The organism is Kribbella sp. NPDC050281, from assembly GCF_040655855.1.
GTDB lineage: Bacteria > Actinomycetota > Actinomycetes > Propionibacteriales > Kribbellaceae > Kribbella.
The window spans coordinates 1-23270 of the sequence record NZ_JBFAKS010000008.1; the positions used below are offsets into that span (position 1 = coordinate 1).

Consider the following 23270-nt stretch of genomic DNA (forward strand, 5'->3'; position numbering starts at 1 on the left):
TCGGGGTGCTTGAGCAGTGGCCTCGATGCGGAGCATCGTGGGCGCTGGGCAAGTGCCGCGAGGTGCGTGCCTGGGCGCCGAAAGCGCCGTCGAACCTCCGACCCAGGACACTTGGACTTTCCAACGCCCCTATTTCCGGCGCAATCCAACACAACCCGGCGTTCGAGCCTGTTCGTCGATGGTGATTTCCGGGATCGCTTGCCTCCGGCGCGCTGGAGGCGGACCGTGTAACCGCCAGGGGTGTAGCCGGGGGGTTGACGGGAGGATCTGGATGACAGTCGGAGGCGTCGACACTTACTACGACTACGAAGAGAAGCAGTGGAAGAGCCGGCGGCTGGGAGGCGGACCGATCCGCCGCGGCCCGGTGTGCCCGGCCCCACGAACCGCTGACCATGCGGTGCACGAATCACCCCGCGAGCGGCATCCGGCCGGTCGCGACCACGAGAAGACCACGACCGCCCTCGCCTGAGAGACCGGGCTGACACACCGGTGACAGGGCCCGCCAGATCAGGTCACCGACAACAGCCGGCAGTCACCACAGCGGCCGTCGTGCCGGAACCCGACGGCCGCTGCGGGCTGTCTCAACCGGGCGTCTCAACCGGGCGGACTCAGCCTCGGAACAACGTCCGCAACTCGAGCGATGCCTGGAGCCGATCCACCCACGGCCGGGAACGCAGAGCCTTGCGGAGCTCACGCACGCCCTCCCACGCCTGCCGACTGAGCTCCCCGCCGGACCAGAGGGCGTGATCGACCGCCCGCGCGACCCGGAGTTCGGAAAGGACTGGCCGGGGGCGGGAGCGGGGTGGTTTCGGCGTCGCATAGAGTGACTGGGGTCACTACCGGATCGGAAGGACCCGCCGCGATGGCCGATGCAGGCAAGCAGGGGAAGCGCTCGTACGCGGAGTTCGATGTGACCAAGCCGAGCATCGCCCGCACCTACGACTACCTGCTCGGCGGCAAGGACAACTTCGCCGTCGACCGCGCCTTCGGGGACCGGTTCATCAACGAGTTGCCCGGCTCGGCGGTGATCGCCCACGACAACCGCGGGGCGCTGGTCCGGGCGGTCCAGCAGATCATCACCCACACGCCGGTCCGGCAGTTCATCGACCTGGGCAGCGGCCTGCCGACCGCGGACAACGTCCACCAGGTCGCGCAGCGGTACGTGCCCGAGGCGAAGGTCGTGTACGTCGACAACGACCCGATCGTCCTCGCCCACGGCCGCGCCCTGCTGGCCGAGAACGAGCACACCACCGTGATCCAGGCCGACCTGCGCGAGCCGAAGGCGATCTACGAGCACCCGGACACCAACGCGCTGATCGACTTCGCCAAGCCGGTCGGGATCATCTTCAGCGCCACACTGCACCACGTGAACGACGACGAGGACCCGGCCGGTCTGGTCCGGTTCTGGTACGACCGGATCCCGTCCGGCAGCCACGTCTTCATCAGCCACTTCCGCAGCGAGAACGACCCGCGCAGCCAGGAGCTGGAACAGGTCCTGCAGGGCTCGCTCGGCCGCGGCCGCTGGCGCACCGACGAGCAGATCCTCGCGCTGTACGGCGACGGGTTCACCGTCCTCGAGCCCGGCCTGGTCCCGGCGGTCAGGTGGCGCAACCGCGAGCCCGTCGAAGAGCTCACCGACTACCAGCCGCTGATCGCCGCCGTGCTCGCGGCCAAGGACTGATCGCCCCACTTCCACACGAATCCCGGCGGCGGAGACCCCGGCGCCGTGACCTGAAGCTGCCGTTCAGTTCAGGAAGCGCTCCGCCGTGAGGAAGCCGAGTTGCGCGGTCTTCGTGGTGCCGTCCGCCAGCGTGATCTTGACCTCCTGGCCGATGGTGAATCCGGACCGGTACAAGCGGTCGACCGCCCGTTCGTTGCGCGTATCGGGCTCGGCGACGAGCCGCGGATGGCCGAGGTGGACGAACACGAATCGGCCCAGCGCCCGCAAGAGGTTCCCGGTGAACCCCGGCCGCGGATCACCCGGCGCAACCAGCAGATGCGCCCCGATGTCCCCGGCCTGGATCTCGTACGCCGCACCGACCGGATCGGCCTGTGGATCGTACGTCTGCAGCAGTCCGATCGGTACGCCGTCCAACCGCACGACGTACACGTGATGCGTCGGCACCGAGTCCAGGAACTCGTACGTCGCCGCGATCTCCTCCCGGGACAACTCGCCCATGCCCCAGAAGCTCGCGCGGTCGGCCGTGACCCAGCCGTGGATGAGGTCGAGGTCTCGCGACGGATCCGCCTCCACAATTCCGACCGTGCCGAAGCCCTCGATCTCGTGGGTGAAACTCCGGTCCTCCTGCTCGAGCCTGTCCCACTCGGTGACGATCGGTGCGAGCTCACCGCGCAACCAGAGCGGCAGCTGATCGTGATGATGCGGCTCGCCGAGTACGCCGGACGCGCCCAACGGCACCACCCATCGGCTGGCCGACCGATCCGCGAGATCCCACGCATAGCGCGCAGCCGAGCCGCGCACGCACACATCGGTCAGTCCTGGCAGTGACGACGTCGACATCACGCAGTGATGGTCGCCGGACAGCCCAAGGTCGAACGGCTCCTCGCCCGGCGCGAAGACCGGCCCGCGCAACGCGTGCAACGGCGCCAGCTGGTGCGTCTCGCCCCACGGCGGCCGGCGCTTGCGTGCGGCAACTTCTTCCAGCGCCTCGCGTGCCAGCCAGGACACGTTGACGTCCGGGATCAGCTCGGTCGTGAGCAGGTTCTCCACCGCGTACGAGACATGCGTGAGCACGTCCATCCACGGCACGAACACCTCGGGGACCTGCGCGTCCTCGAGTACGCCGAAGTGGTCGGCCAGCCGCGAGACCAGCGCCTTCCGGATCGCGGCGTACGACGAAGCGGTGCTGCTGGCCGCGTCCATCCGCCGGTCCCAGCCGAGCAGTTCGGTGCGCAAGGCAACGGCTTCCGGCGACAGCTCCTCGAGGCCGGCCAGCAGGGCGAGGAGGCCCGCGGCCGACCCGAGGTAGGTGTCCTTGTGGATCGATGGCATCTCCGCCACCGACCAGCTCGACTGTGACGACACCAGTTCACGGATCCGGCGAGACCGATGTGGCGCGGCGAACTCGACGCCGAGTGAGGCCGCGAGCTCCCGCGCGTTCGCCATCACGGCCGGCCCGTCGACGGTTGCCCGCGGCATCGGGTCGTGCCATCCGTCCCACTGGTGGCCGGCTTCCCACGCCGGCACGACGCGCAGCATGTTGTCGCCGTGACGTCGCGGGACCAGCCCGGCGGTGCGATGGAGCAGCCCACCCGCGATGTCGGCCGCGAGGATCACGTTGACCGGCTCCACCCAGTCGCCGACGGCCGCGTCGATGTCCGCCACGGTGGTTGCCTGGAGCAACTTCGGAATGACCTCGAAGCCGAGCCGCCCGGTCACTCGCGGCGGGTACCGAAGGCTGATCGTCCGGCTCGAGTCGTTCACGATCACCGGGCCACGCTCGGTCTCGATCACCTCGACCTCGATCGGATCCGCGCCGGCCACCTCGACGACCTCGGTGTGGACCTGCGCCGGCTTCCAGCCGTCCGGGCCGAGCGCTTCCAGTCCCGGCCCGCCCGGCCGGAGCTGCTCGGCGTACAGGTCCTGGTAGTCGGCCATCGCGTTGGTGATCGCCCAGGCGACCTCCCCGGTGTGGCCGAAGTGTGCGACGCCGGGGATCCCGGGGACGGCGAGGCCCAATACGTCGTACTCGGGGCAGGACAACCGGATCTGCTGGTAGACGCCCGGGCTCTCGATGTAGCGGTGCGGGTCGCCGGCGACGATCGCCTGGCCGCTGCTGGACAGTGACCCCGGGATCATCCAGCCGTTGCTGCCCGCCGTCCGCGGTCCCTCCGAGGTGAACAGATCGAGCTTGTCGTCGCCGAGGGTCCGCGCCACGTGGGTGCGCCACAGCTTGCTCGGGAAGCCGGCGAACAGGATGTGCACCGCGAGCCAGATGCCGAGCGGCGCCCATGGCTCCCACTCCTGCAGCGTGAGGCCGGTCTCGGCGAACTCGGGGGCACGGGCGGCTCCACCGGGCAGCGCGTGGTTGACGCCCTCGACGTACGCCGTGATCCACTCGCGGGTCTGCTCGTCGAGCGCCTCGAAGCAGCGCTGCGCGGTGTCGGCGAGCCGGGCCTGCCGCGCGAACACATCCCAGCCCGCCGCCTCGGCGCCCAGGAAGGCCGCGCTGGTGCCGAGGAACCGGCGGCGCTCGAGCTCGAGCTGCCAGGCACGGTCGGCCGCGGCGTTGGTGCCTTGCAGGTACACGAGAGCCAGCGGGTCTCCAGCCCGCAGATGCGGTACGCCGTACGCGTCCCGGAACACCCGAGCATTCACTCCTGGCCTCGTTTCAGTTAGGTTAGGCTGCGCTAACTTACAAGTCAGATTCTTCGGCCGCAATGACATCGACTCTAGGGGAGGTTCTCGTGGGGCACGGCTGGGAAGGTGTGGTGCTCAAGCTGTTCCGCGGGAAGGACTTCGTCTTCACCGTGACGGGTGCCGAACAGGTCACCGAGCGCTACCGCCGGGTGCACTTCACCGATGGCGGTCTACTCGAAGCCAGCGGGGTTCACCCGACGATGTGGGTGCGGCTGTGGTTCGACAACGCGGGCAAGCCGCACCAGCGGGCCTACACGCTGGTCGACCCGGATGTCGACGCCGGGACGTTCAGTCTGGAGTTCGCGTTGCACGACGGCTGCGCGAGCGACTGGTCCCGCAAGGCCCAGCCCGGCGACACGATCGAGGCGACCGTGCAGGGGACCGGGTTCGAGGTGCCGGACCCACTGCCCGCGCGGATGCTGGTGATCGGGGACCCGGCGTCCCTGCCGGCCATCAACTCGCTGCTCGCGGTCGCACCGAAGCTGCCGGCCACGATCTGGTTCGAGACCTCGCACGACGCCGACCACTCGCTCCCGTTCCGGATCGACCCCGAGCGGCACGAGCTCCGTGCGATCCCACGGCCGGAACTGGTCGCGAGCGTCAAGGCGGATCTTCCGAAGCTCCTCGGCGAGGCGTCCGGCGCGTACGTCTGGATCGCCTGCGACACCGCTACCACCCGCGCCCTCACGACGTACGTCCTGAAGGACCTCGCCGTACCGAAGCACCGGGTGAAGGCCTTGGGCTACTGGAAGGCCGCGTAGCCTGACGGGCGTGATCAGCCCTCTCGACCTCAGCGACCGCACGCTTGCCGAACGGTTGCTGGCGATCCAGCACGCCGCGTACGCCATCGAGGCCGAGCTGATCGGCTTCGACGGCATCCCGCCACTGCAGGAGGACCTCGCCGGTCTGATGTCGTCCACCGAACACTGGCTCGGCCGGTACGACGGTGACGTCCTGGTCGGCGCGGTGGCGTACGAGTTCCCGGACGACGACACAGTCGAGATCTCCCGCCTGATCGTCGATCCGGCGTACGCCCGCCGCGGTCACGGGCGCGCCCTGCTCGACCACCTCGACCAGCAGGAGCCGCGGCCGGCCAGCCTGGTCTCGACCGGCAGCGCGAACACTCCGGCCGTCAACCTCTACAAGTCCCGCGGCTACCACGAGATCGCCCGGATCGAGGTCGCCCTCGGCGTCGAGGTCACTCAGTTCGAGCGGTAGAAACGGTCGAGCCACTCGGGCCACGGCCGCAGCTCACCGGCGGCATCGGCGAGATCGAGCAACGCTTCGGCGACAGTGCCGCGGGCGGCTGGGTCCGTCGAGGTCAGGCGATTGACGACCTGCCAGACCTTGCCGGTGCCGGGGTCCAGGCACTCCGCGAGAGTGCAGCCCAGGCTGTAGAGATCCATCGCGACACTGACCGGTGTGCACGCTTCCTGCTCGGGCGAGGCGTACCCGAGCGTGCCGACGGGATGCCCGGCCGGCTGCAGTGAGCCGATCCGGCGGGCGGTGCCGAAGTCGATCAGGATCGGCCGGCCGTCCCGCAGTACGACGTTGTCCGGCTTCAGATCCAGATGCGCGAGGCCGCGGCGGTGCAGGGTCGCCAGAGCCGGCAGGAGCTGGGCGCCGACCAGCGCGACCTGGAGGTCGGGCAGCGCACCGTTCTCGTCGATCTCGTCCGCCAGCGAAGGACCGTCGACGTACTCGATCACGATGTGCGGTACGGCGTCGTCGGTGCCGTCGGCAAGCAACCGGGGGAGGGCCGGATGCTGGTTCCCGCTGAGGGCGGCCGTCTCCCGTCGCAGGGACCGGACGGCGCGCGGGTGGCGGATCTGATGCGGGCGGGCGACCTTCAGCACGGCCGGAGCCCACAGATCGGGGGACCACACCAGCCAGGTCTCGCAGCGCGTGCCGACGCCGAGCCGCTCGATCGCGAGCATCCCGCCGGGGAGCTCCGAACCTTCGGCCGATTCCCACACCGCCAGGCCGTCTACCGCCAACTCGTCCATCGCTGTCCCCTCCAGAAGGTTGACGGCCCGCCGGACACACCCTGAGCGGTGTCCGGCGGGCCGGGTCCGTCAGTCGCGCGAGCGGCTGCGGGAGCGGCTGCGGCTGCGGGAACGGCTACGGGACCGTCCGCGACCGTGGCCGTGGTGCATGGTCGGCTTGATCCGGAGCATGGTGTTCACCTCCTTCCGGCGTTCTGGAGGAGCCCCCTGGCCGGCGGCCGGGAGGAAACCAAGGTGACGACCCGATCAGCGATCGACGCCAGCGCGCGGTCGTGGGTGACGAGCAGCACGGTGCGGTTCGTCGTGGTACTGCGGATCGCCTCGATCACCGCCGCCGCGGACTCGGGGTCGAGTGATGCGGTGGGTTCGTCGAGCAGGACCATCGGCGCGGTCGACACGGCGGCCCGGGCGATCGCGACCCGGCGGCGCTGACCACCGGAGAGGCGGACGCCGCCTTCGCCGAGCGGGGTGTCGTACCCCTGCGGGAGCCGGCCGGCGAACTCGTCCACCAGCGCCGCCCGGCCGGCCGCGACCACACCGGCCCGGGTCGCTTCCTGGTTGCCGAAGGCAATGTTCTCGGCGACCGTCGCGTCCAGCAGCCACGGGTCCTGCGGTACGAACGCGAACCGCTCCCGCAGCGACCGCTGGTCGCAGTCCCGCACATCCACCCCGTCGATCAGGATCCTGCCCGCGTCCACGTCGTACAGGCGGAGCAGCAGGTGCAGCGCGGTGCTCTTGCCGATGCCGCTCGGGCCGAGCAGGCACACCGTCTCGCCCGCCGCGATCCGCAGGTCGAAGTCCAGCAGCACCGGGTGCGCCGCCTCGTAGCTGAACCCGACCCGCTCGAAGTGGACCTCGTGCACCAGCCGGGGCGCAGGCCGTGCGCTCGGTCGATCGACCACAGCCTCGTCGTTGTCCAGTACGTCGCGCACCCGGGTCGCACTCGCTCCAGCCTTGGCCAGTACGGCGGACAGTCGGGTAAGACCACGGACGGGCGAGTACAGGTCCCGCAGGTAGGCCAGCACGACCAGCAACTGCCCAGTGGTCAGTGCACCGGTCAGCACATGCCGTCCGCCGACGATCAGGACCAGCGCCGACCCGACTGCGAGCACGATGTCGGCAACCGGAGTCCAGCGTGCATCCACGTCGATCGCCCGCAGTTCCACGTCCAGTACCGCGCGGTTCCGCGTGCCGAAGACGGCAGAAGCCCGGTCCGTCCGGCCGAAGGCCTGCACCGCTCGCACATTGCGCAGCAGGTCGGTCGTCGTACCTGCGAGTCGTCCGGACTCGGCGCGTGCGTCCTGCTGAGCGGACTTGATCAGCCGGCGCTGCCGTACGGCGAACGCCGCCAGCACCGGTACGACGGCCAGCCCGATCAGCGCAAGCTCGGGGTCGAACGCGGACAGCAGGGCCAGAACGCCGAGCAGCATCACGGCATCCGGCAGGAACGAGGTGGCCAGCGCGACGATGCCGTCGAGCACCCGGCCGACATCGGTGGTGAGCCGCGAGACCAGCTCGCCGCTGCGCATCCGGTCGTGCCAGCGCAGCGATCTGGTCATGGTCCGCTGGAACATCGTGGCCCGCAGCGCCGCACCGATCCGCTCGGCCGCACCCTCCGCGGCGCGCAGACTCCCCATATCGAGCAGGCCGATCTCGCCGCTCAGCAGCACGCCGGCCGCTGCCGCGGCGCCGAGTACCAGGAGCGGATCCGGTCCGCCGGCAGAGCGGTCGTCGAGTGCGTGGTCGACGGCCAGAGCCAGCGGCCACGGACGCAGCAGCACCACACCGACCCGCAGCGCGACCAGTCCGGCCGCGGCGGCGAGTGCAGGGAACTGCGCTCTGGCCGCGGGGCCTGCGACGGTGAGTGACAGCGGGAGCTTCATGCCAACCACGGTCGTCGGCCCGAGGTCGGCATCGGTAGTGCACCTTGGTACTACGACTCTTGTCGGGCTGCCCGCGGACTGTCCGGCCGCCCTACGATCCCAGGCATGGTGAAACTGCGACGTAGGCGGGCCGAGCGCGAGCCGGTCTCGACCGCCGGTCTGTTGGTGCGCTTCACCGCCGCCGGCCTGATCGTGCTGCTGTCGCTGGCCGCGCTGATCGCGTACATCGCTCGTCAGGCCGGCATCGAGCAGGCCTCCGAGTCCGCTCGGCAGGTGACGTACGTGACCGCGCGCGGCGTGGTCGAGCCACGCCTGACCGCGGAGGTCGTCGCGGGTCAGCCTGCCGCCCTGCAGGCGTTCGACGCCGCGATGCGCAGGTACGTGCTGCAGGGCTCACTGGTCCGGGTCAAGCTGTGGAACGCGAACGGCACGATCGTCTACTCCGACCAGTCGGAACTGATCGGGCAGACCTTTCCCCTCGGCGCGGAGGAGATCGAGGCACTCCGCGTGCAGGGCAGCGCCTCCGAGGTGAGCGACCTGAGCCGCCCCGAGAACCGCTTCGAGATCCCGTACGAGAAGCTCCTCGAGGTGTACGTCGGCGTCCGGGCGGCCAACGGCGAACCGATGCTGTTCGAGGCGTACTTCCAGTACCAAGCCGTCACCGAGGCCGGACAGGCCGCCTGGCAGCGCTTCGCTCCACCGTCACTCGGGGCACTGCTCCTGCTGGAGCTTGTGCAGATCCCGTTCGCCTGGTCGCTGGCCCGCCGAGTCCAGAAGCAGCAGCGCGATCGGGCCCGGCTCTTGCAGCACGCTGTCGAGGCATCAGATGCCGAACGGCGCCGGATCGCGGGCGAACTGCACGACGGAGTGGTGCAGGAGCTCACCGGGCTCAACTACGCGCTCGACGCCATGCGGTTGGGTCATCCGACCGAGGGTCAGCGTGCCGAACTGATCGCGGACAGCGCCTCGCGCCTACGTGGCAGCATCGGCTCGTTGCGGTCGCTGCTGGTCGACATCTACCCACCCAACCTGGCTGAGGAAGGCCTGGCGTCCGCACTGGCTGAGCTGGCTGCCGGTCTCGAGCGCGTAGGGATCGACGTACGGCTGGAGACCGACGGTGCGGAGCAGCTGCCACCCGCAGTCGCCGCGCTACTGTTCCGGGCCGCGCAGGAGATCATCCGCAACGTGGCCGCACACAGTGGGGCGCGCGGTGTGCTGATCAGCGCGGACCGGAGTGACGGCGTCGCACGACTGGTCGTGGACGACGACGGGCGCGGATTCGACGAGTCGCGGTTGGACGAGCGCAGCAGCAACGGACACCTCGGGCTACGGTCGATCGGCGACCTGCTGGCGGACTCAGGTGGCATGCTGACGGTGCGGGCCGCGCCAGGTCAGGGGACACGAGTGGAAGTCGAGGTGCCGGTCTGATGATCCGGGTACTGATCGCCGACGATCACGCGATCGTCCGGACCGGCCTGTCCCAGCTGATCGGTACGGCGGACGACCTCGAGCTGGTCGGCGCCGCGGACGACGGGGACCAGGCGGTCACGATGGCGGCCGAGCTGCGGCCGGACGTCGTACTGATGGATCTGTCGATGCCGGGCACTGACGGGGTCGCGGCGACCGGGCGGATCGTCGCCGCGGACTCGTCCGTGCGGGTCGTGGTGCTGACGTCGTTCAGCGACCAGACGCGGATCCTGGACGCGCTGCAGGCGGGCGCGGAGGGGTATCTGCTCAAGCACAGTGAGCCCGAGGTGATCCTGGCCGGCATCCGCGAGGTGATGGCGGGTGGATCGCCGCTCGACCCGAAGGCGGCGCGGGTGCTGCTGACGCACCGGCGCAGCCCCGGTCCGGAGGTCAAGCTGACCGGGCGGGAGCAGGAGGTACTGCGGATGGTCGGCGACGGGCTGCCGAACAAGACGATCGCGCGCCGGCTGGGAATCAGCGAGCGCACGGTCAAGGCGCACCTGACCAACGTGTACCAGCGGCTCGGCGTCACCGACCGCACGCAGGCCGCGCTGTGGGCGCAGCGGCACGCCCAGCGGCAGCCGGACCAGGGGTACTAGTACCAAGGTCCGATGGTGCCGGACCCGGTCGACCGGACACCATCGGAGTATGGAGTCAGAAGACCCGAGACGCCGACCGGTCGTCCTGCAGTCGCGATCCGCTGAGCCGGCGTCCACTCGCCGCCCGGCCCGCTACCTGGCCTGGGCCGGCACCGGACTGCTCGGCCTGGCTGCGGCAGCCGGCCTGGTCGCAGGCGGCACCGCCGTCTGGACGGCCTTCGACCCCGGCACCCCCAACGAGTCACCAGCCCAGCTCTGGCTGCCGCCGCCGGTCACCGTGAACCCGCAGAGCGCCACGGTCACGCCGACGCCGACACTGAGTCCGGACGACCACGGCGGCGACCGCACCCGTACGCCGTCGCCCACCAGGACGACCGAGCGCGGCGATGACAAGGGCGGCGATCGCACGACCACCAAGGGCTCGAACACCATCGAGCCGGGTGACGACAAGGGTGGGGACTCCGGCACCTCCGGGAAGGGCAAGTCCGGCGACGACGGGTCAGGCCACGGCTGACGACCGGGTCCTCAGTTGCTCGAAGCCGTAGTACAGGGCAAGGACGAACTGGACGAGCAAGGTAAGCGGGGCCGAGATGAACGACAGCCCGATACAGGCCGCGTAGAACAACGTGCCGATCGAGTAGCGCAGGACCGACGCGCGCTGCTCGGACGGCGTGAGGTTGTGATCGACCAGGTGAGACCGCAGCACGTGCCACCAGATCAGACTGAACGCGATCGCCGCCAGCGTCAGGTTGGTGCTGTAGACCGCGGCCGCGACATGGGCATCGATCGTGTCGTCGCGCAGGTACTCGGCGAACAGGTTCGTCGGGAACGGCAGCAATGCGGTCCACAGCAACAGCAGCAGGTTGAGGAACATCAGTCCGCGATCCGCCCGCCGGATCTGCCGGAACATCGAGTGGTGGTTGACCCACATGATGCCGAGGACCGCGAAGCTGGTCAGGTACGCCGCGAACTGCGGCCACTCCCGCACCAACGCCGGCCAGAGCCGCTCGTCCGCTTCGAGCTCGGGAATGTGCAACTCGAGGACGAGCAGGGTGATCGCGATCGCGAACACGCCGTCGCTGAAGGCCTCGATCCGCGAGGTGTCCGCAAGGTCAGACTGGGTGGCCACGGTCACCCAGTCTGACACCGCGAGCTCAGTCGGTCGACAGCCTTAGCGCGACCCAGCTGATGGCCGGCAGGGTGACGGTCAGCTTGCCGTCCTGCAGGCGGGAATCGGCTGGTTGTGGGGAGATTCGGTCGGGGTGCTCGGCCGAGTTGGTGGCCAGCGGATCGGCGTCGTGCACCATGACGGCTTCCTCGATCGTGGTGACGCCGGAGCGGCTGACGTCGACGGTGACGTCGACCGTGTCCTCGGACGAGCGGTTGACGAGGAAGACCGCCAGTTCGCCCTCGGAGTACGTCGCGACCGCGTCGACGGCCGGGACGTCGCCGTACTTGGCGGTGCTGACGGTCGGCGAGTCGGTCTCCAGCCGCAGCACCTGGCCGGCCGCGAGTCGTGACGTGATCGCGAACGGGTGGAACGTCGGCTGCCGCCAGGCCGGGCCGTTCGGCTCCGTCATGATCGGCGCGATCACGTTCGCCAGCTGCGCGAGGCAGGCCACGGCGACCCGGTCGCTGTGCCGCAGCAACGAGATCAGGAGGTTGCCGACGACAACGGCGTCGGTGACGTTGTACTCGTCCTCGATCCGGCGTGGGGCGACCTCCCACTGGTCGTGCGGTCCGTCGGTCCGCCGCGAGCGGTCCTTGTACCAGACATTCCACTCGTCGAACGAGATGCCGATCTGCTTGCTGCTCTTGAGTTCCGCACCCACGTGGTCCGCGGTTGCCGTGACGGCGTCGATGAAGCGGTCCATGTTCACCGCGGAGGCCAGGAACGACGCCGTGTCGCCGTCGTCGTTGCCGTAGTACGCGTGGCATGAGATGTGGTCGACGAAGTCGTACGTCTCCCGCAACACCTCACGCTCCCAGGTGCCGAAGGTCGGCATCTGCGACGACGACGAACCGCACGCGACCAGCTCCAGATCGGGTTCGATCATCCGCATCGTCCGGGCCGTCTCGGCCGCGAGCCGCCCGTACTCGGCCGGGGTCTTGTGCCCGATCTGCCACGGCCCGTCCAACTCGTTGCCCAGGCACCACAGTTTGACGCCGTACGGCGACGCGCCGTGTTGTTCACGCAGGTCGGACAGGGCGGTCCCACCTGGGTGGTTCGAGTACTCCTGCAGGTCGAGCGCCTCCTGCACGCCGCGAGTTCCGAGGTTCAGCGCCATCATCGGCTCCACCCCGGCCTTGGCACACCAGCGGATGAACTCGTCCAGGCCGAACTCGTTCGTCTCGACGCTGTGCCAGGCCAGGTCGAGCCGCCGCGGCCGGCCCTCGCGCGGGCCGACGCCGTCCTCCCAGCGGTAGCCGGAGACGAAGTTGCCGCCGGGGTAGCGGACCACCGACACCCCGAGCTCCCGGGTCAGCTCGAGGACGTCCTTGCGGAAGCCGTCCTCGTCGGCGGTCGCGTGCCCGGGCTCATAGATGCCGGTGTAGACACAGCGGCCCATGTGCTCGACGAACGTGCCGAAGGTCCGCCGGTTGACCGGGGCAACCGTGAACGCGGGGTCGATGATGATGCGGGCAGAGGTCACCAGGTGGCTCCTGTCGTGAGAGGTGAGGTCATCCCTTGATGCCGGCGTCGCCCACCCCACGCACCACATGGCGCTGGAACAGGGCGTAGACGATCAGCAAGGGAAGTCCGCCCAGCACGGCGGACGCCATGATCTGGGCGTAGCGCAGGCCGTAGGAGCCCTGCACGTTGGCGAGTCCGACCGGGATCGTCATCATCGACGGGTCGGTGGTCACGATGAACGGCCAGAGGAAGTTGTTCCAGGCCCCGATGAACGTGAAGATGCCGACGGCAACGAGGATCGGCCGCGACATCGGCACCATCACGCTCCAGACGATCCGCCACCGGGTCGCGCCGTCCACCCGGGCGGCGTCCTCGTAGTCGCGGGAGATGCCGTCGAAGAACTTCTTCAGTACGAACACCATCACCGGCGCGACCACCTGCGGCAGCACGATGCCCCAGTAGGTGTCGACCAGACCGAGCCCGGTCATCTCCTGGAACAGCGGCACGATCAGCACCTGCGGCGGGACCAGGATGCCGGCGATGATCAGGCCGAACAGGACCCGCCGGCCGGGGAACCTGGTCCGGGAGAAGCCGAACGCCGCCAGTACCGAGACGACCAGGGTCAGCCCGGTGACCAGCACCGACACGACGGTGCTGTTGAAGAACCAGCGAATCAGGTCTCCCTGGTCGAGCACGCTGCTGTACGCCGCCATGGTCGGTGCTGCCGGCAACCACGTGATGGGTGACCGGGTCGTCTCCGGTTCCGGCTTGAGCGAGGTGTCGAGGGCCCAGAGCAACGGAACCAGCCAGAGCGCGGCCAGCAGTACCGCACCGACGATGGTCGCCACCTTCGGGAAGGTCCACGTCGTCCTCATTGGTCGGCCTCCTTCCGGCCCGAGAACAGTCTGAACTGCAGCACCGCGACCACCACGATGACCGCGAAGAACATGTACGAGATCGCCGACGCGTAGCCGATCCGGTAGTTGGTGAAGCCGTTCTGGTAGATGTACTGGATGATCGGCCGGGTCGCGAAGTTCGGACCGCCGTTGGTCATCAGGTAGATCTGGTCGAAGATCTTCAACGACGCCACCAGTTGCAGTACGACGATCAGCCCGGTGGTCCGGCTCAGCAGCGGGAGCGTGATCCGGAACAGCTGCTGCCGGCCGTTCGCGCCGTCGATCGCGGCCGCCTCGTACACCTGGGCCGGAATCCCTTGCAGGGCAGCGAGATAGAGCAGGAAGTTGAATCCGACCGTCCACCAGACGGTCGTGATCACCACGGCGAGCATGGCCCGGTTCTCGGTGTTCAGCCAGTCGATCTCAGCGAACCCGCCGGCCGTCAGCAGCCCGTTCACCAGGCCGAACCCGGGCTGGTAGATCCACACCCAGATCAGGGTCACGACTGTCGCCGGCAGGACGAACGGAGCGAAGTACGAGAACCGCAACAGCCAGCCCAGCAGGCCTTTGCGGTTGGCCAGCAGGGCCATCACCAGCGCGATGACGACCAGTGGTGGAGTACTCATCGCGGTGAAGACGAGGGTGTTCTTCAGCGACGACCAGACGGCCGGATCGCCGAACATCTCCCGCCAGTTCTGCAGCCCGAGGAACTCCTGTTTCACCCCGGCGAGACTGGTGTTGAAGAAGCTGTTCCACAGCCCGGAGATGATCGGCCAGATCATGAAGACGGCGAACAGCAGCAGGAACGGCGCGACGAAGAACAGCCCGCCCCAGCGTTCCTTCCAGGGCTGTCCCGTCGCCGGCTTCGCCGCGGTGCGCGGCGTGGTCGTGGTGACCTGAGGTTGTGTCTGTACGGCCATGAACGTGACCTCCTGTCAGACCGGGGACGGGGTGTCGAGCAACTTCTGGGTGGCGGCCTTGAACTGCGCGAGCGCCGCCTTGGGGGTCGCCTGGCCGGAGAACACTCCGCTGAACGCGGCCCCGGCCTCGTTCTCCAGTTGCGCTCCCGAACCGCTGAACCAGCCGTCCGGGTCGTAGAGCACATCCGGCGCGACACTGCGGTACTCCGCCTGTGGCTTGAGGTCCAGGTACTTCTGGCTCTTCGCCACCGGCTGGTACGCCGGGATGTGGCCGCCGGCCGCCCAGTCCGCACTGTGCTTGAGGATCCAGGCGATGTACTCGATCGTCGCCTTGGTGTCGTCCTTGTTCCGGTTGGCCTGGTGCGGCAGCACGAACGTGTGCGAGTCGCCGGCGAAACTCGGTACGTCGTACACGACCGGGAACGGCGCCATGCTGAACGGCGTCTTCGCGGTCTGGTACGTCGTCACCTCCCACTCACCGTTGAAGCTCAGGCCGGCGTCGCCGTTGGTGAACTGGGCGACCAGGGCGGCGTAGTTCGACGATTTCGGGGTGAGTCCGTCGGTGGCGAGTTTCGCCATCAGTTCAAGGGCTTCCAGCGCCTTGGCGTCGTCCAGGACGAGCCGCGTGCCGTCGTCGCTGAAGAACTTGCCTTCCAGTTGGCCGTAGAGAGTCCACCAGATTCGCCACGGGTTCGTGGTCTCGACCGAGGCGGCGTACTTGCCGGTGGTCTCCTTGACCGCCTTGAGCATGTCGAGGAACTCGGTGACGCCCTGGACCGGCTTGATCTTGCCGTCCGGGCCGAGGAGACCGGCCTTCTTGCAGACGTCGGTGTTGTAGTAGAGGACGAACGGGTGCTGGTCGAGCGGTACGGCGTACAGCTTCCCGTCGACGATGCAGCGGTTCCACGTCGCCGGCAGGAAGTCGGCCTCGCGGACGCCGGCCTCCTCGAGCAGGTCGACCGGGATCGGATCGAGCATCGTGGTCGGGCTGAATCCCTTCAGCCGGGACAGATGCAGGGTCGCGACCTCGGGCGCGCGGCCGCCGGCCGCGGACATCGCGAGCTTCGTGTAGAACGGCGGACCCCAGGCGAGCGTGTGCGCCTCGAAGTCGACGTCTGGGTGCTCGGCGACGTACTGCTGATGGATCTGCAGCAGGCGGGCGCCGTCACCGCCGCCGAACAGATTCCATTCCCGGACCCGCGGCCGGGACCCGAGGCTGCCGCAACCGGTGAGCGCGAGGGCGCCGAGCATGCCACCTAGTACTGCTCTGCGCCGTGGACGAGAAGGGCGGTCGTCAACCATGCGAGCCTACTTTACATCGGTGTACTACATCGGTGTAGAGATGATGCCCGGGTGCTCTGGGACCGTCAAGGGCTCAGTTGGTGCCGAGGGTGGATTCGCGGGTGTGGAGCTTGTACGGCGCCACGATCTCCTCGTGTTCGGAGTCGTCGCCCTTCATTCGGCGGACGAGGAGGTCGACTGCGGTGCGCGCGATCTGGGCGCGGCCGGGGTCGACGGTGGTCAGGGTCGGCGTGCTGTATTGAGCTTCGTCGATGTTGTCGAAGCCGGCGACGGCGACGTCGTCCGGGACGCGCAGGCCGTGCTTGGTGAGGGTCCGGATCGCGCCGAGGGCGAGGGTGTCGTTGAGGGCGAGGACGGCGTCGAACTTGCGCCCGGAGGCGAGTAGAGCCTGGGTCGCCTCGGCGCCGGTCGAGCGGTGCCACTTGCCCGCGTGGAAGGCGAGCTCCTCCGGCACCGGTACGCCGTGCTCGGTGAGCGCCTCGGCATACGCGTCGTACCGGATGGCGGCGGTGCCGACCTTCTCGCCGGGGTGGACGCCGAGGACGGCGATCCGGCGGCGGCCGAGTTGGAGCAGGTGCTCGACCGCGGCCTTGGTGCCGGCCACGTTGTCGATCATCACGTGGTCGACCGGGCTGTGGAAGATGCGTTCGCCGAGCAGGACCATCGGTGCGGACGTCGTCAGCTGCCCGATGTCTTCCTGCCCGAGGCCGAGCGGGCTGTACAGCAGGCCGTCGACCAAGTGACCGCGCGGCCGCTTGATCACGGTCAGCTCGCGGTCGCGGTCCGCGCCGGTCTGCTCGATCATCACGGTCAGGCCGTGCAGCTCCGCGGCCTCGATCACCGCGTCCGCGAGCTCGCCGAAGTACGGCAGGCTGAGCTCGGGCACGGCCAGGCCGATGATGCCGGTCCGGCCGGACTTGAGGTTCCGGGCGGAGATGTTCATCTGGTAGCCGAGCGCATCGATCGCGGCGAGCACCTTGATCCGGGTCTCCTCACGGATGTACGGGTACCCGTTCATCACGTTGGAGACGGTCTTCGGTGACACTCCGGCCTGCCGGGCCACGTCACGCATCGTCACCGCCATGCCGTCACCCCCAACCACTGGTCATGGGCACACACGGTAATGCACGCGACCGCCCGGACCGCTCAGTCGTCAGTCGACGGCGGCACTTCGTGCGGTGGGCGCCGGGGCGGGTTCGGCTGCGGACCGGCCGAGGGACCGCCCGGGTGGTCCGGGATGTCCGGCTCGTGATGGGTCAGTTCGACACCCTCTTCGACCAGATCCTGGTCGATATTCGGGTCCATCTCGTGACCGGGATGCGGCACGCCGGGCCTGTCGAAACTCATGACACCCTCCCTGGGATCGTCCCCGTACCTCCACGGTACGTCGACGAGCCCCGGATCAGGTGCCGTACGGCGGGCGGTTCAGTGGGGTGAGCGTGATACCGGTCTGGAGCGCCTTGCTGAGGATCGCTCCCTCCGGCCGGCCGAGCCGGAGACCGATCACCGAGGGTGGCAGGTTCTCTGCGGCGAGTGCCTTGAGCTTGCTGAGTTCTTGTGCTGTCCAGGGTTCCGCGGCGTTGCGGATGGACTGCGGCAGGGGTGCCATCGACCTCACTCTTTCTTCCGATTACCCCACCCCGGTTCCCGATTTCCAACGATCGAAAAGTGCGGTCAGTACGACTGGAGCTCGAGCAGGGTGCCGTCGGGGGCTCGGAGGTGGGCGGTGCGGAGGTTCGGGCCCCACTGCGGGCGGTCCTGGGGCGGTGTCAGAACCGTGGCGCCGAGCTTCTCCAGCACCGCGGCCGCCGGGTCCACAGCGTCGACCTTCAGCACCAGCATCGACGCGTCCTGGGACTCCACCTCAGCCGGTAAGGCGGCGGTGTCGATCGTGCTCGCGATCATCGCCCGTCCGAACAGCACCAGACCGGTTTGGCCGTCCAGATCCCAGTTCGCGTACTGCGCCTCGGGGATCACCTTGACCGGCTGAACGCCGTACAGCTCGGCCAGTGCGGGCCGGTAGAAGTCGACGGCAGCCGGGAAGTCGCGGACCAGCAGCCGCGGGTAGAGCGCGTCCATGGGTGAGCATCTCCAATTAGTTGGGAACAACCAACAGTTGGTTCGGGCCTACAATAGCGCGATGGAGACGCTCAGTGGGACGACCACCTTCGTGCTGCACAAGGTGGCGGTGGCCGGCCGGCGCGCGATCGCCGACCGGCTGGCCGAGCGCCCCGGCCTCACGTTGTGGGAGTACGCCGCCCTGGCGGAGCTGGCCGAGCTCGGCCCGTCGGCGCAGAACGCGCTCGCTGCCGCACTCGGGATGGACACCGCCGACATGGTCCGCTTGATGGACGCGTTGATCGAGAAGCGGATGGTCCAGCGAGAGCGCGACCCGGCCGACCGCCGCCGCTACCGGATCACCCTCACCGCCAGGGGCCGGACTGCGCTAAGGACGGCCCAGCAGGCCGTCCGCGACGTCGAGAAGACAACCCTGCAGCCGCTGACCCCGGCCGAGCGCGCGACCCTGCACGCGCTGGTGACGAAGATCCGCACGCGCTGATGCGCGGACCGCCAGGCCATCACAATGTGCCCGGCGACACCGAGTTGCGCTGGGCACGCCTCCTGAGCCGCGGATTGTGATGGCCTGGCGGTCCGCACCTCACCGGTCCGCGGCCGGCCGACGGCGCTGCGCGACCTCCGTCAGCGACCGGGGTTGCCAGGCGGCGTCGGCTTCGTAGAGGTCGGTGCCGGGTGGGACGATCTCGTCGATCTGGTCGAGAACGGCGTCGTCCAGGATCAGGTCGGCGGCCTTCAGCAGGCCTTCCAATTGGTCCATCGTGCGCGGGCCGTTGATCACCGAGGTGACCGCCGGGTGCGTGGTGACGAACGACAGCGCCAGCTCCGGGAGCGTGACCCCGATGCCCTCGGCAACTTCCATCAGCCGCTCGACAGCGTCGTACTTCGCGGCGTTGGCGGGCAGTGATGGGTCGAAACGGTGCGGTGCAAGGGCTGCGCGGCCAGTGGTGAGGTCGATCGGGTGGTCCTTGCGGATCTTGCCGGACAGGAAGCCCCACGCCAGCGGGCTGTACGTCAGCACCCCCATCCCCAGCCGCCGGCAGGTCGGCAGCACCGAGCGCTCGATCCCGCGGCTGATCATCGAGTACGGCGGTTGGTCGGTGCGGAAACGCCCGTACCCGCGCCGCTCCGAGACGTGGTACGCCTCCACCATCTCCTCGGCCGGGAACGCCGAGCACCCGAACGCGCGGATCTTTCCTTGGGAGACGAGATCACTCATCACCCACAGTGTTTCCTCGATGTCCGTGGTGTGATCCGGCCGGTGGACCTGGTACAGATCGATCCAGTCGGTGTCGAGCCGGCGCAGGCTGTCCTCGACCGCCCGCGTGATCCACCGGCGCGAGTTCCCGCTCTGGTTACGGCTCCCGTCGTGCAGCGGGAAGTGCACCTTGGTCGCCAGGACGACGTCGTCCCGGCGTCCCTTCAGGGCTTTGCCGACGATCTCCTCGGACTCGCCGGTGGAGTACATGTCCGCGGTGTCGACGAAGTTGATGCCCTGGTCGAGCGCGGTATGGATGATCCGGACACTGTCCTCGTGGTCGGGGTTGCCGACGGCACCGAACATCATCGTTCCGAGGCAGTGCACACTGACCTCGATCCCCGTCCCACCCAACGTGCGATAACGCATGAACGAACGCCTCCTGTGTCGTGACTCGATGTCCCGGAGGCTAGGAGCTAGACCGCTGTCTAGGTCAAGCCCCGCATAAGGTGGCCGGAGAGCCGAGCTGAGGAGTGCACGTGGGCGGTGTCGACGAGTTCGCGGGGTTGTGGGATCCGGAGCCGGGCTGGCTGAACACGGCCTCCTATGGATTGCCGCCGAGGCCGGCCTGGGAGGCGTTGCAGGCGGTGCTGTCCGACTGGCGGGTCGGCGCCACGAGTTGGGAGCCGTGGGACGAGTCCACGACCCGTTCGCGAGAGTCGTTCGCGCGCATGGTCGGAGCCGACGTACGGGATGTCTTCGTCGGCAGTACGGTCTCGGCGGCGCTGGTCCCGATCGCGGCCGCCCTTCCGGATGGCGCGAAGGTTCTCACCGACGACGTCGAGTTCACGTCGAACGTCTTCCCGTGGAAGGTGCACGAGGACCGTGGCATCGAGGTTGCCGGCGTACCGGGGGACCAGTTGGTCTCGGCGATCCGACCAGGTGTCGACCTGGTCGCGGTGAGTGCGGTCCAGTCGTCGACCGGTGCCGTCCTCGACCTGCCCGCGGTGGTTGCCGCGAGCAAGGAGGTCGGTGCGCTCGTGGCGATCGACGCGAGCCAGGCGATCGGCTGGCTGCCGCTGACCGTGGACGGCATCGTCGTACTCGTCGCCCACACCTACAAGTGGCTGATGTCGCCCCGCGGTGCGACGCTTGGCTACCTCTCGCCGCGACTCCAGGAGCGGTGCCGCCCGATGGCCGCCGGGTGGTACGCCGGTCAGGACGTGCACAGCTCGTACTACGGGACCCGGATGGACCTCGCTGACGGCGCGCGCAGGTTCGACCAGTCGCCGGCCTGGTTCTGCTTCGTCGGTGCCGCACCGGCGCTCGAGTTGGTCGAGGAGATCGGCGTCGAGACGATCAACCGCCACAACGTCGACCTGGCGAACGAGTTCCGCGCCGGCCTCGGTCTGCCGCCGTCGAACAGCGCGATCGTCAGCACCAACATCGCCGGAGCCGACGACGCCTTCGCGGCCGCCGGTATCCGTGCCGCCGTCCGCGACGGCAAGCTCCGCGCGTCCTTCCACATCTATTCCACGCAAGCCGACGTACATCAGGCCCTGACAGCTTTGAAGCCCCTGCTTTAACAGGTAGTTGTGGGTCTAGCTGCCGGGTTAGGGTGCGGCCCATGGGTCTGAGCATCGGGCAGGTGGCGGAGCGGACCGGGCTGAGTGTGCACGCGCTGCGGTTCTACGAGCGGGAAGGGCTGCTCGCGGACCCGGTCCGGCGGGAGTCGAACGGCCGGCGCGTCTACACCGAGGACGACGTCGACTGGCTGGACATGTGCATCAAGTTCCGCTCGTCTGGCATGCCGCTCGACACGATCCGCAAGTACACCGATCTGGTGCGTCAAGGGCCGGGCAACGAGCAGGACCGCCTGGCGTTGCTCCGTAGCCACCAGGACTACGTCAGCGCGCAGATCCAGGAACTCAACGAGTGCTTGAACGTGATCACCCACAAGGTCGACATCTACACCGAGAGTCTCGACGAGGGCACCGCCGACTGCCTCTGGGTAGCCCCCGGACCCACCGACACCTCAGCTGCCTCCTGAGCCACAGCAAGGCCGGTCCCTGACGGCCGGAGGTGGTGGAGGGGTCTGAGTCGTGCGACTGTGGAGAGTGACGGTCGGCGTAGCTCACCGCCGTCGCGACCGGCCCGCAGGGGGGCCGATGTGACGGTGGGTATCGACAGCGCATCGGAAGTGCGCGGCCGAGTGCGGCCAAGCCTCCGTCGGGGGTGGGGGAGTCATGAATCCGAGACGACGCCTGGGGATTTTCACGCTGGTGGTGGCGCTGCTGGGAGCGGCGGTGGCCTGCGGCAACGACGTACCTGAGACGAGGGCCGAGGCCTACGCGGGCCCGGTGACCATCCAGATCGGGACGGCCGACGACGATCCGGACTCGCCCGGCGGGATCGCGATCATGAAGCTGGTTGAACTGGTCCGCTCCGGCTCCGCCGGGGAAGTGCTCATCTATCCGGTCTGGCAGGCGTCCGGGCAGGAATCCGTCGAGTGGGACCAGAAGATCGCCCGGATGGTCAAGGCGAAGCAACTCGGAATGGGGATGGTCCCGGCCAGAGCCTGGGACACCGAAGGCGTGACCTCGTTCCGTGCGCTGAATGCTCCGTTCCTGGTCACGTCGGACGCGCTGGCCGACAAGATCGTCACCAGTTCCGACCTGTCCACCGAGTTGATGTCGGGCCTCGAGGCGGCCGGCGTCACGGGTCTGACGCTGCTGCCGGAGAGCCCGCGCCACACCTTCGGTTTCCGGCACGCTCTGGTGCGGGTTGAGGACTACAACCTCCAGACCATCCGGACACCTCGTTCCGTGCTCAACGAGGCGACCTTCCGGGCGCTCGGCGGGAAGCCGGTCGACATCACCGACAGCAGCTTCGTCCAGGGCGTCCAGGACGGGTCGATGGCCGGCGTCGAGTCGGGATTCAGCTTGGCCCGCGGACTTCCGGCGCCGTCCACCGCGGCCGGGAACGTCACCTTCAACGAGAAGGTGAACACCCTCGTCATCAACCCCGAGGTGTACGCCGGGTTGTCGGAGGCCAACCGGACGGTCCTGCAGACCGCAGTGAAAGACCTGCAGGAATGGGTGCTCGCGAACCGGACCACCGAGGCTGCCAACGCCGTTGCGTTCTGCAATCTCGGGGGAAAGATCGTCACGGCCAGCACCGCGGATCTCGCGGCACTGACCAAGGCGGTCCAGCCCGTGTACGCCGAACTGGCGAAGGATGCGAAGACCCAGGCGCAGATCGAGCGCATCCGCACCCTGAAGCAGTCCATCCAGGTCCCCGCGGAGGACCTGGCAAGTCCGTGTCCGTGACGTGGGTCAGCTAGGGAGGAGGGCAGCCTCCATCGCGGTGAGGGTTCTGCGCATGTTGCCGGCGAGCTGATCGAGCCGGCCCTGGATGACGTGCGCCGCGTGGGTGGGGTCGTTGCGGACGCCCACCCGCAGGCCGCTCTCGCCGGGACCGTGGGTGAAGGTCTGGTGCACCAGGGTCTGCGCGCCTTGCGGTCGCAGGTCGTACTCCCAGTGGGCGAACGGCTCGTCCTCGTCGCCGTACACGTCCCAGCCGAACCTGGCCCGCTCGTCGGCAACCGTGACCACGCACGTCACGTACGTCTCGAACCCGTCCGCGAATCTGTTCCGCGCCTCGAACCGTGCCCCGGCGACGAGCCGGTTGTCGTCGAGCCAGGCGCCGTAGTAACACTCCGGACTCCACTCGCCGTACCGATCCACGGCCGTGATTCCCGCCCACACCTGCTCGACGGGAACCCTCAACACCACCTGGACCTCGGTGCTCGCACCGGTCACTCCGTAGTCGTTCATGCCCCGGACGTCGTACCCACCCGAGCGGCCTCGACATTTCGCCGGCGGTCTTCATAGACGCTGCCTATCGA

At 68.6% G+C, this 23270-nt stretch carries 25 protein-coding genes; 11 read left to right on the forward strand and 14 right to left on the reverse strand.

What is annotated here, in order from left to right:
• The first annotated feature begins 271 nt into the window (after nucleotides 1-271).
• Nucleotides 272-469, forward strand: a complete 198-nt coding sequence (locus AB0I34_RS10650) for a hypothetical protein (protein ID WP_131361650.1) — start codon at nucleotides 272-274, stop codon at nucleotides 467-469.
• A gap of 393 nt (nucleotides 470-862) precedes the next feature.
• A complete protein-coding gene (locus tag AB0I34_RS10655; protein ID WP_360442821.1) occupies nucleotides 863-1681 on the forward strand; it encodes an SAM-dependent methyltransferase in 819 nt (272 codons plus the stop codon).
• A 63-nt stretch (nucleotides 1682-1744) separates the two neighbouring features.
• On the opposite strand, the gene AB0I34_RS10660 is transcribed toward AB0I34_RS10655, so the two are convergent.
• Nucleotides 1745-4339 (reverse strand): GNAT family N-acetyltransferase, encoded by a 2595-nt coding sequence (locus AB0I34_RS10660; protein WP_360442824.1) that lies wholly within the window; start codon nucleotides 4337-4339, stop codon nucleotides 1745-1747.
• 89 nt (nucleotides 4340-4428) lie between these two features.
• Between AB0I34_RS10660 and AB0I34_RS10665 the strand changes: the two genes are divergently transcribed.
• Nucleotides 4429-5142, forward strand: coding sequence for a siderophore-interacting protein (locus tag AB0I34_RS10665; protein ID WP_360442827.1), 714 nt, complete (start codon nucleotides 4429-4431; stop codon nucleotides 5140-5142).
• Nucleotides 5143-5152: 10 nt separating this feature from the next.
• The gene (locus AB0I34_RS10670) at nucleotides 5153-5599 is read left to right on the forward strand and encodes a GNAT family N-acetyltransferase (protein WP_360442830.1); all 447 of its coding nucleotides are present in this window, start codon (nucleotides 5153-5155) and stop codon (nucleotides 5597-5599) included.
• Here AB0I34_RS10670 and AB0I34_RS10675 read toward each other — a convergent pair.
• On the reverse strand, nucleotides 5584-6387 hold the full coding sequence (locus tag AB0I34_RS10675; RefSeq protein ID WP_360442833.1) for a serine/threonine-protein kinase: 804 nt from the start codon (nucleotides 6385-6387) through the stop codon (nucleotides 5584-5586). The genes AB0I34_RS10670 and AB0I34_RS10675 overlap by 16 nt on opposite strands.
• A 176-nt stretch (nucleotides 6388-6563) precedes the next feature.
• Complete coding sequence (locus AB0I34_RS10680) at nucleotides 6564-8270, reverse strand: ABC transporter ATP-binding protein (RefSeq protein WP_360442836.1); 1707 nt, start codon at nucleotides 8268-8270, stop codon at nucleotides 6564-6566.
• A gap of 105 nt (nucleotides 8271-8375) precedes the next feature.
• Between AB0I34_RS10680 and AB0I34_RS10685 the strand changes: the two genes are divergently transcribed.
• From AB0I34_RS10685 to AB0I34_RS10695, 3 genes are read left to right on the forward strand one after another with little or no spacing between them, the layout of a single operon-like run.
• Nucleotides 8376-9698: a histidine kinase gene (locus AB0I34_RS10685; RefSeq protein ID WP_360442839.1), complete on the forward strand. Its 1323-nt coding sequence runs from the start codon at nucleotides 8376-8378 to the stop codon at nucleotides 9696-9698.
• A complete protein-coding gene (locus tag AB0I34_RS10690) occupies nucleotides 9698-10336 on the forward strand; it encodes a response regulator transcription factor (RefSeq protein ID WP_360442842.1) in 639 nt (212 codons plus the stop codon). The genes AB0I34_RS10685 and AB0I34_RS10690 overlap by 1 nt, the downstream gene beginning before the upstream one ends.
• Before the next feature lie 49 nt (nucleotides 10337-10385).
• The gene (locus AB0I34_RS10695) at nucleotides 10386-10850 is read left to right on the forward strand and encodes a hypothetical protein (protein WP_360442845.1); all 465 of its coding nucleotides are present in this window, start codon (nucleotides 10386-10388) and stop codon (nucleotides 10848-10850) included.
• On the opposite strand, the gene AB0I34_RS10700 is transcribed toward AB0I34_RS10695, so the two are convergent.
• From AB0I34_RS10700 to AB0I34_RS10740, 9 genes are all read right to left on the reverse strand, one after another.
• On the reverse strand, nucleotides 10836-11465 hold the full coding sequence (locus AB0I34_RS10700) for a TMEM175 family protein (protein WP_360442848.1): 630 nt from the start codon (nucleotides 11463-11465) through the stop codon (nucleotides 10836-10838). The two genes, AB0I34_RS10695 and AB0I34_RS10700, sit on opposite strands and share 15 nt — an antisense overlap.
• A 25-nt stretch (nucleotides 11466-11490) precedes the next feature.
• Nucleotides 11491-12990 carry an alpha-N-arabinofuranosidase gene (locus tag AB0I34_RS10705; protein WP_360442850.1) on the reverse strand — a complete coding sequence of 500 codons (1500 nt, stop codon included), beginning with the start codon at nucleotides 12988-12990 and terminating at the stop codon, nucleotides 11491-11493.
• A gap of 28 nt (nucleotides 12991-13018) precedes the next feature.
• Nucleotides 13019-13846, reverse strand: a complete 828-nt coding sequence (locus AB0I34_RS10710) for a carbohydrate ABC transporter permease (RefSeq protein WP_360442853.1) — start codon at nucleotides 13844-13846, stop codon at nucleotides 13019-13021.
• Nucleotides 13843-14787, reverse strand: a complete 945-nt coding sequence (locus tag AB0I34_RS10715) for a sugar ABC transporter permease (RefSeq protein ID WP_360442856.1) — start codon at nucleotides 14785-14787, stop codon at nucleotides 13843-13845. The genes AB0I34_RS10710 and AB0I34_RS10715 overlap by 4 nt, the downstream gene beginning before the upstream one ends.
• A 15-nt stretch (nucleotides 14788-14802) precedes the next feature.
• Nucleotides 14803-16089: an extracellular solute-binding protein gene (locus AB0I34_RS10720; RefSeq protein ID WP_360442859.1), complete on the reverse strand. Its 1287-nt coding sequence runs from the start codon at nucleotides 16087-16089 to the stop codon at nucleotides 14803-14805.
• Between the two features lie 73 nt (nucleotides 16090-16162).
• A complete protein-coding gene (locus AB0I34_RS10725; RefSeq protein ID WP_360442862.1) occupies nucleotides 16163-17173 on the reverse strand; it encodes a LacI family DNA-binding transcriptional regulator in 1011 nt (336 codons plus the stop codon).
• A 62-nt stretch (nucleotides 17174-17235) separates the two neighbouring features.
• On the reverse strand, nucleotides 17236-17436 hold the full coding sequence (locus tag AB0I34_RS10730; protein WP_360442865.1) for a hypothetical protein: 201 nt from the start codon (nucleotides 17434-17436) through the stop codon (nucleotides 17236-17238).
• A gap of 55 nt (nucleotides 17437-17491) precedes the next feature.
• A complete protein-coding gene (locus tag AB0I34_RS10735) occupies nucleotides 17492-17698 on the reverse strand; it encodes a hypothetical protein (RefSeq protein WP_360442868.1) in 207 nt (68 codons plus the stop codon).
• Nucleotides 17699-17763: 65 nt separating this feature from the next.
• Nucleotides 17764-18168, reverse strand: a complete 405-nt coding sequence (locus AB0I34_RS10740) for a VOC family protein (protein ID WP_360442871.1) — start codon at nucleotides 18166-18168, stop codon at nucleotides 17764-17766.
• A gap of 61 nt (nucleotides 18169-18229) precedes the next feature.
• Between AB0I34_RS10740 and AB0I34_RS10745 the strand changes: the two genes are divergently transcribed.
• Nucleotides 18230-18649, forward strand: a complete 420-nt coding sequence (locus AB0I34_RS10745) for a MarR family winged helix-turn-helix transcriptional regulator (protein ID WP_360442874.1) — start codon at nucleotides 18230-18232, stop codon at nucleotides 18647-18649.
• Nucleotides 18650-18748: 99 nt separating this feature from the next.
• Here the strand turns inward: AB0I34_RS10745 and AB0I34_RS10750 are convergent, their stop codons facing one another.
• Complete coding sequence (locus AB0I34_RS10750; RefSeq protein WP_360442877.1) at nucleotides 18749-19792, reverse strand: aldo/keto reductase; 1044 nt, start codon at nucleotides 19790-19792, stop codon at nucleotides 18749-18751.
• 110 nt (nucleotides 19793-19902) lie between these two features.
• Here AB0I34_RS10750 and AB0I34_RS10755 point away from each other — a divergent pair, with 110 nt between their 5' ends.
• The 3 genes from AB0I34_RS10755 to dctP all read left to right on the forward strand — a co-directional run bounded on the left by AB0I34_RS10755 (nucleotide 19903) and on the right by dctP (nucleotide 22692).
• On the forward strand, nucleotides 19903-20949 hold the full coding sequence (locus tag AB0I34_RS10755) for an aminotransferase class V-fold PLP-dependent enzyme (protein WP_360442880.1): 1047 nt from the start codon (nucleotides 19903-19905) through the stop codon (nucleotides 20947-20949).
• 41 nt (nucleotides 20950-20990) lie between these two features.
• Nucleotides 20991-21413: a MerR family transcriptional regulator gene (locus AB0I34_RS10760; protein ID WP_131511025.1), complete on the forward strand. Its 423-nt coding sequence runs from the start codon at nucleotides 20991-20993 to the stop codon at nucleotides 21411-21413.
• Between the two features lie 196 nt (nucleotides 21414-21609).
• Nucleotides 21610-22692, forward strand: a complete 1083-nt coding sequence (gene dctP, locus AB0I34_RS10765; protein WP_360442883.1) for a TRAP transporter substrate-binding protein DctP — start codon at nucleotides 21610-21612, stop codon at nucleotides 22690-22692.
• Between the two features lie 6 nt (nucleotides 22693-22698).
• On the opposite strand, the gene AB0I34_RS10770 is transcribed toward dctP, so the two are convergent.
• A complete protein-coding gene (locus tag AB0I34_RS10770; RefSeq protein WP_360442886.1) occupies nucleotides 22699-23199 on the reverse strand; it encodes an SRPBCC family protein in 501 nt (166 codons plus the stop codon).
• Nucleotides 23200-23270: the final 71 nt, after the last annotated feature.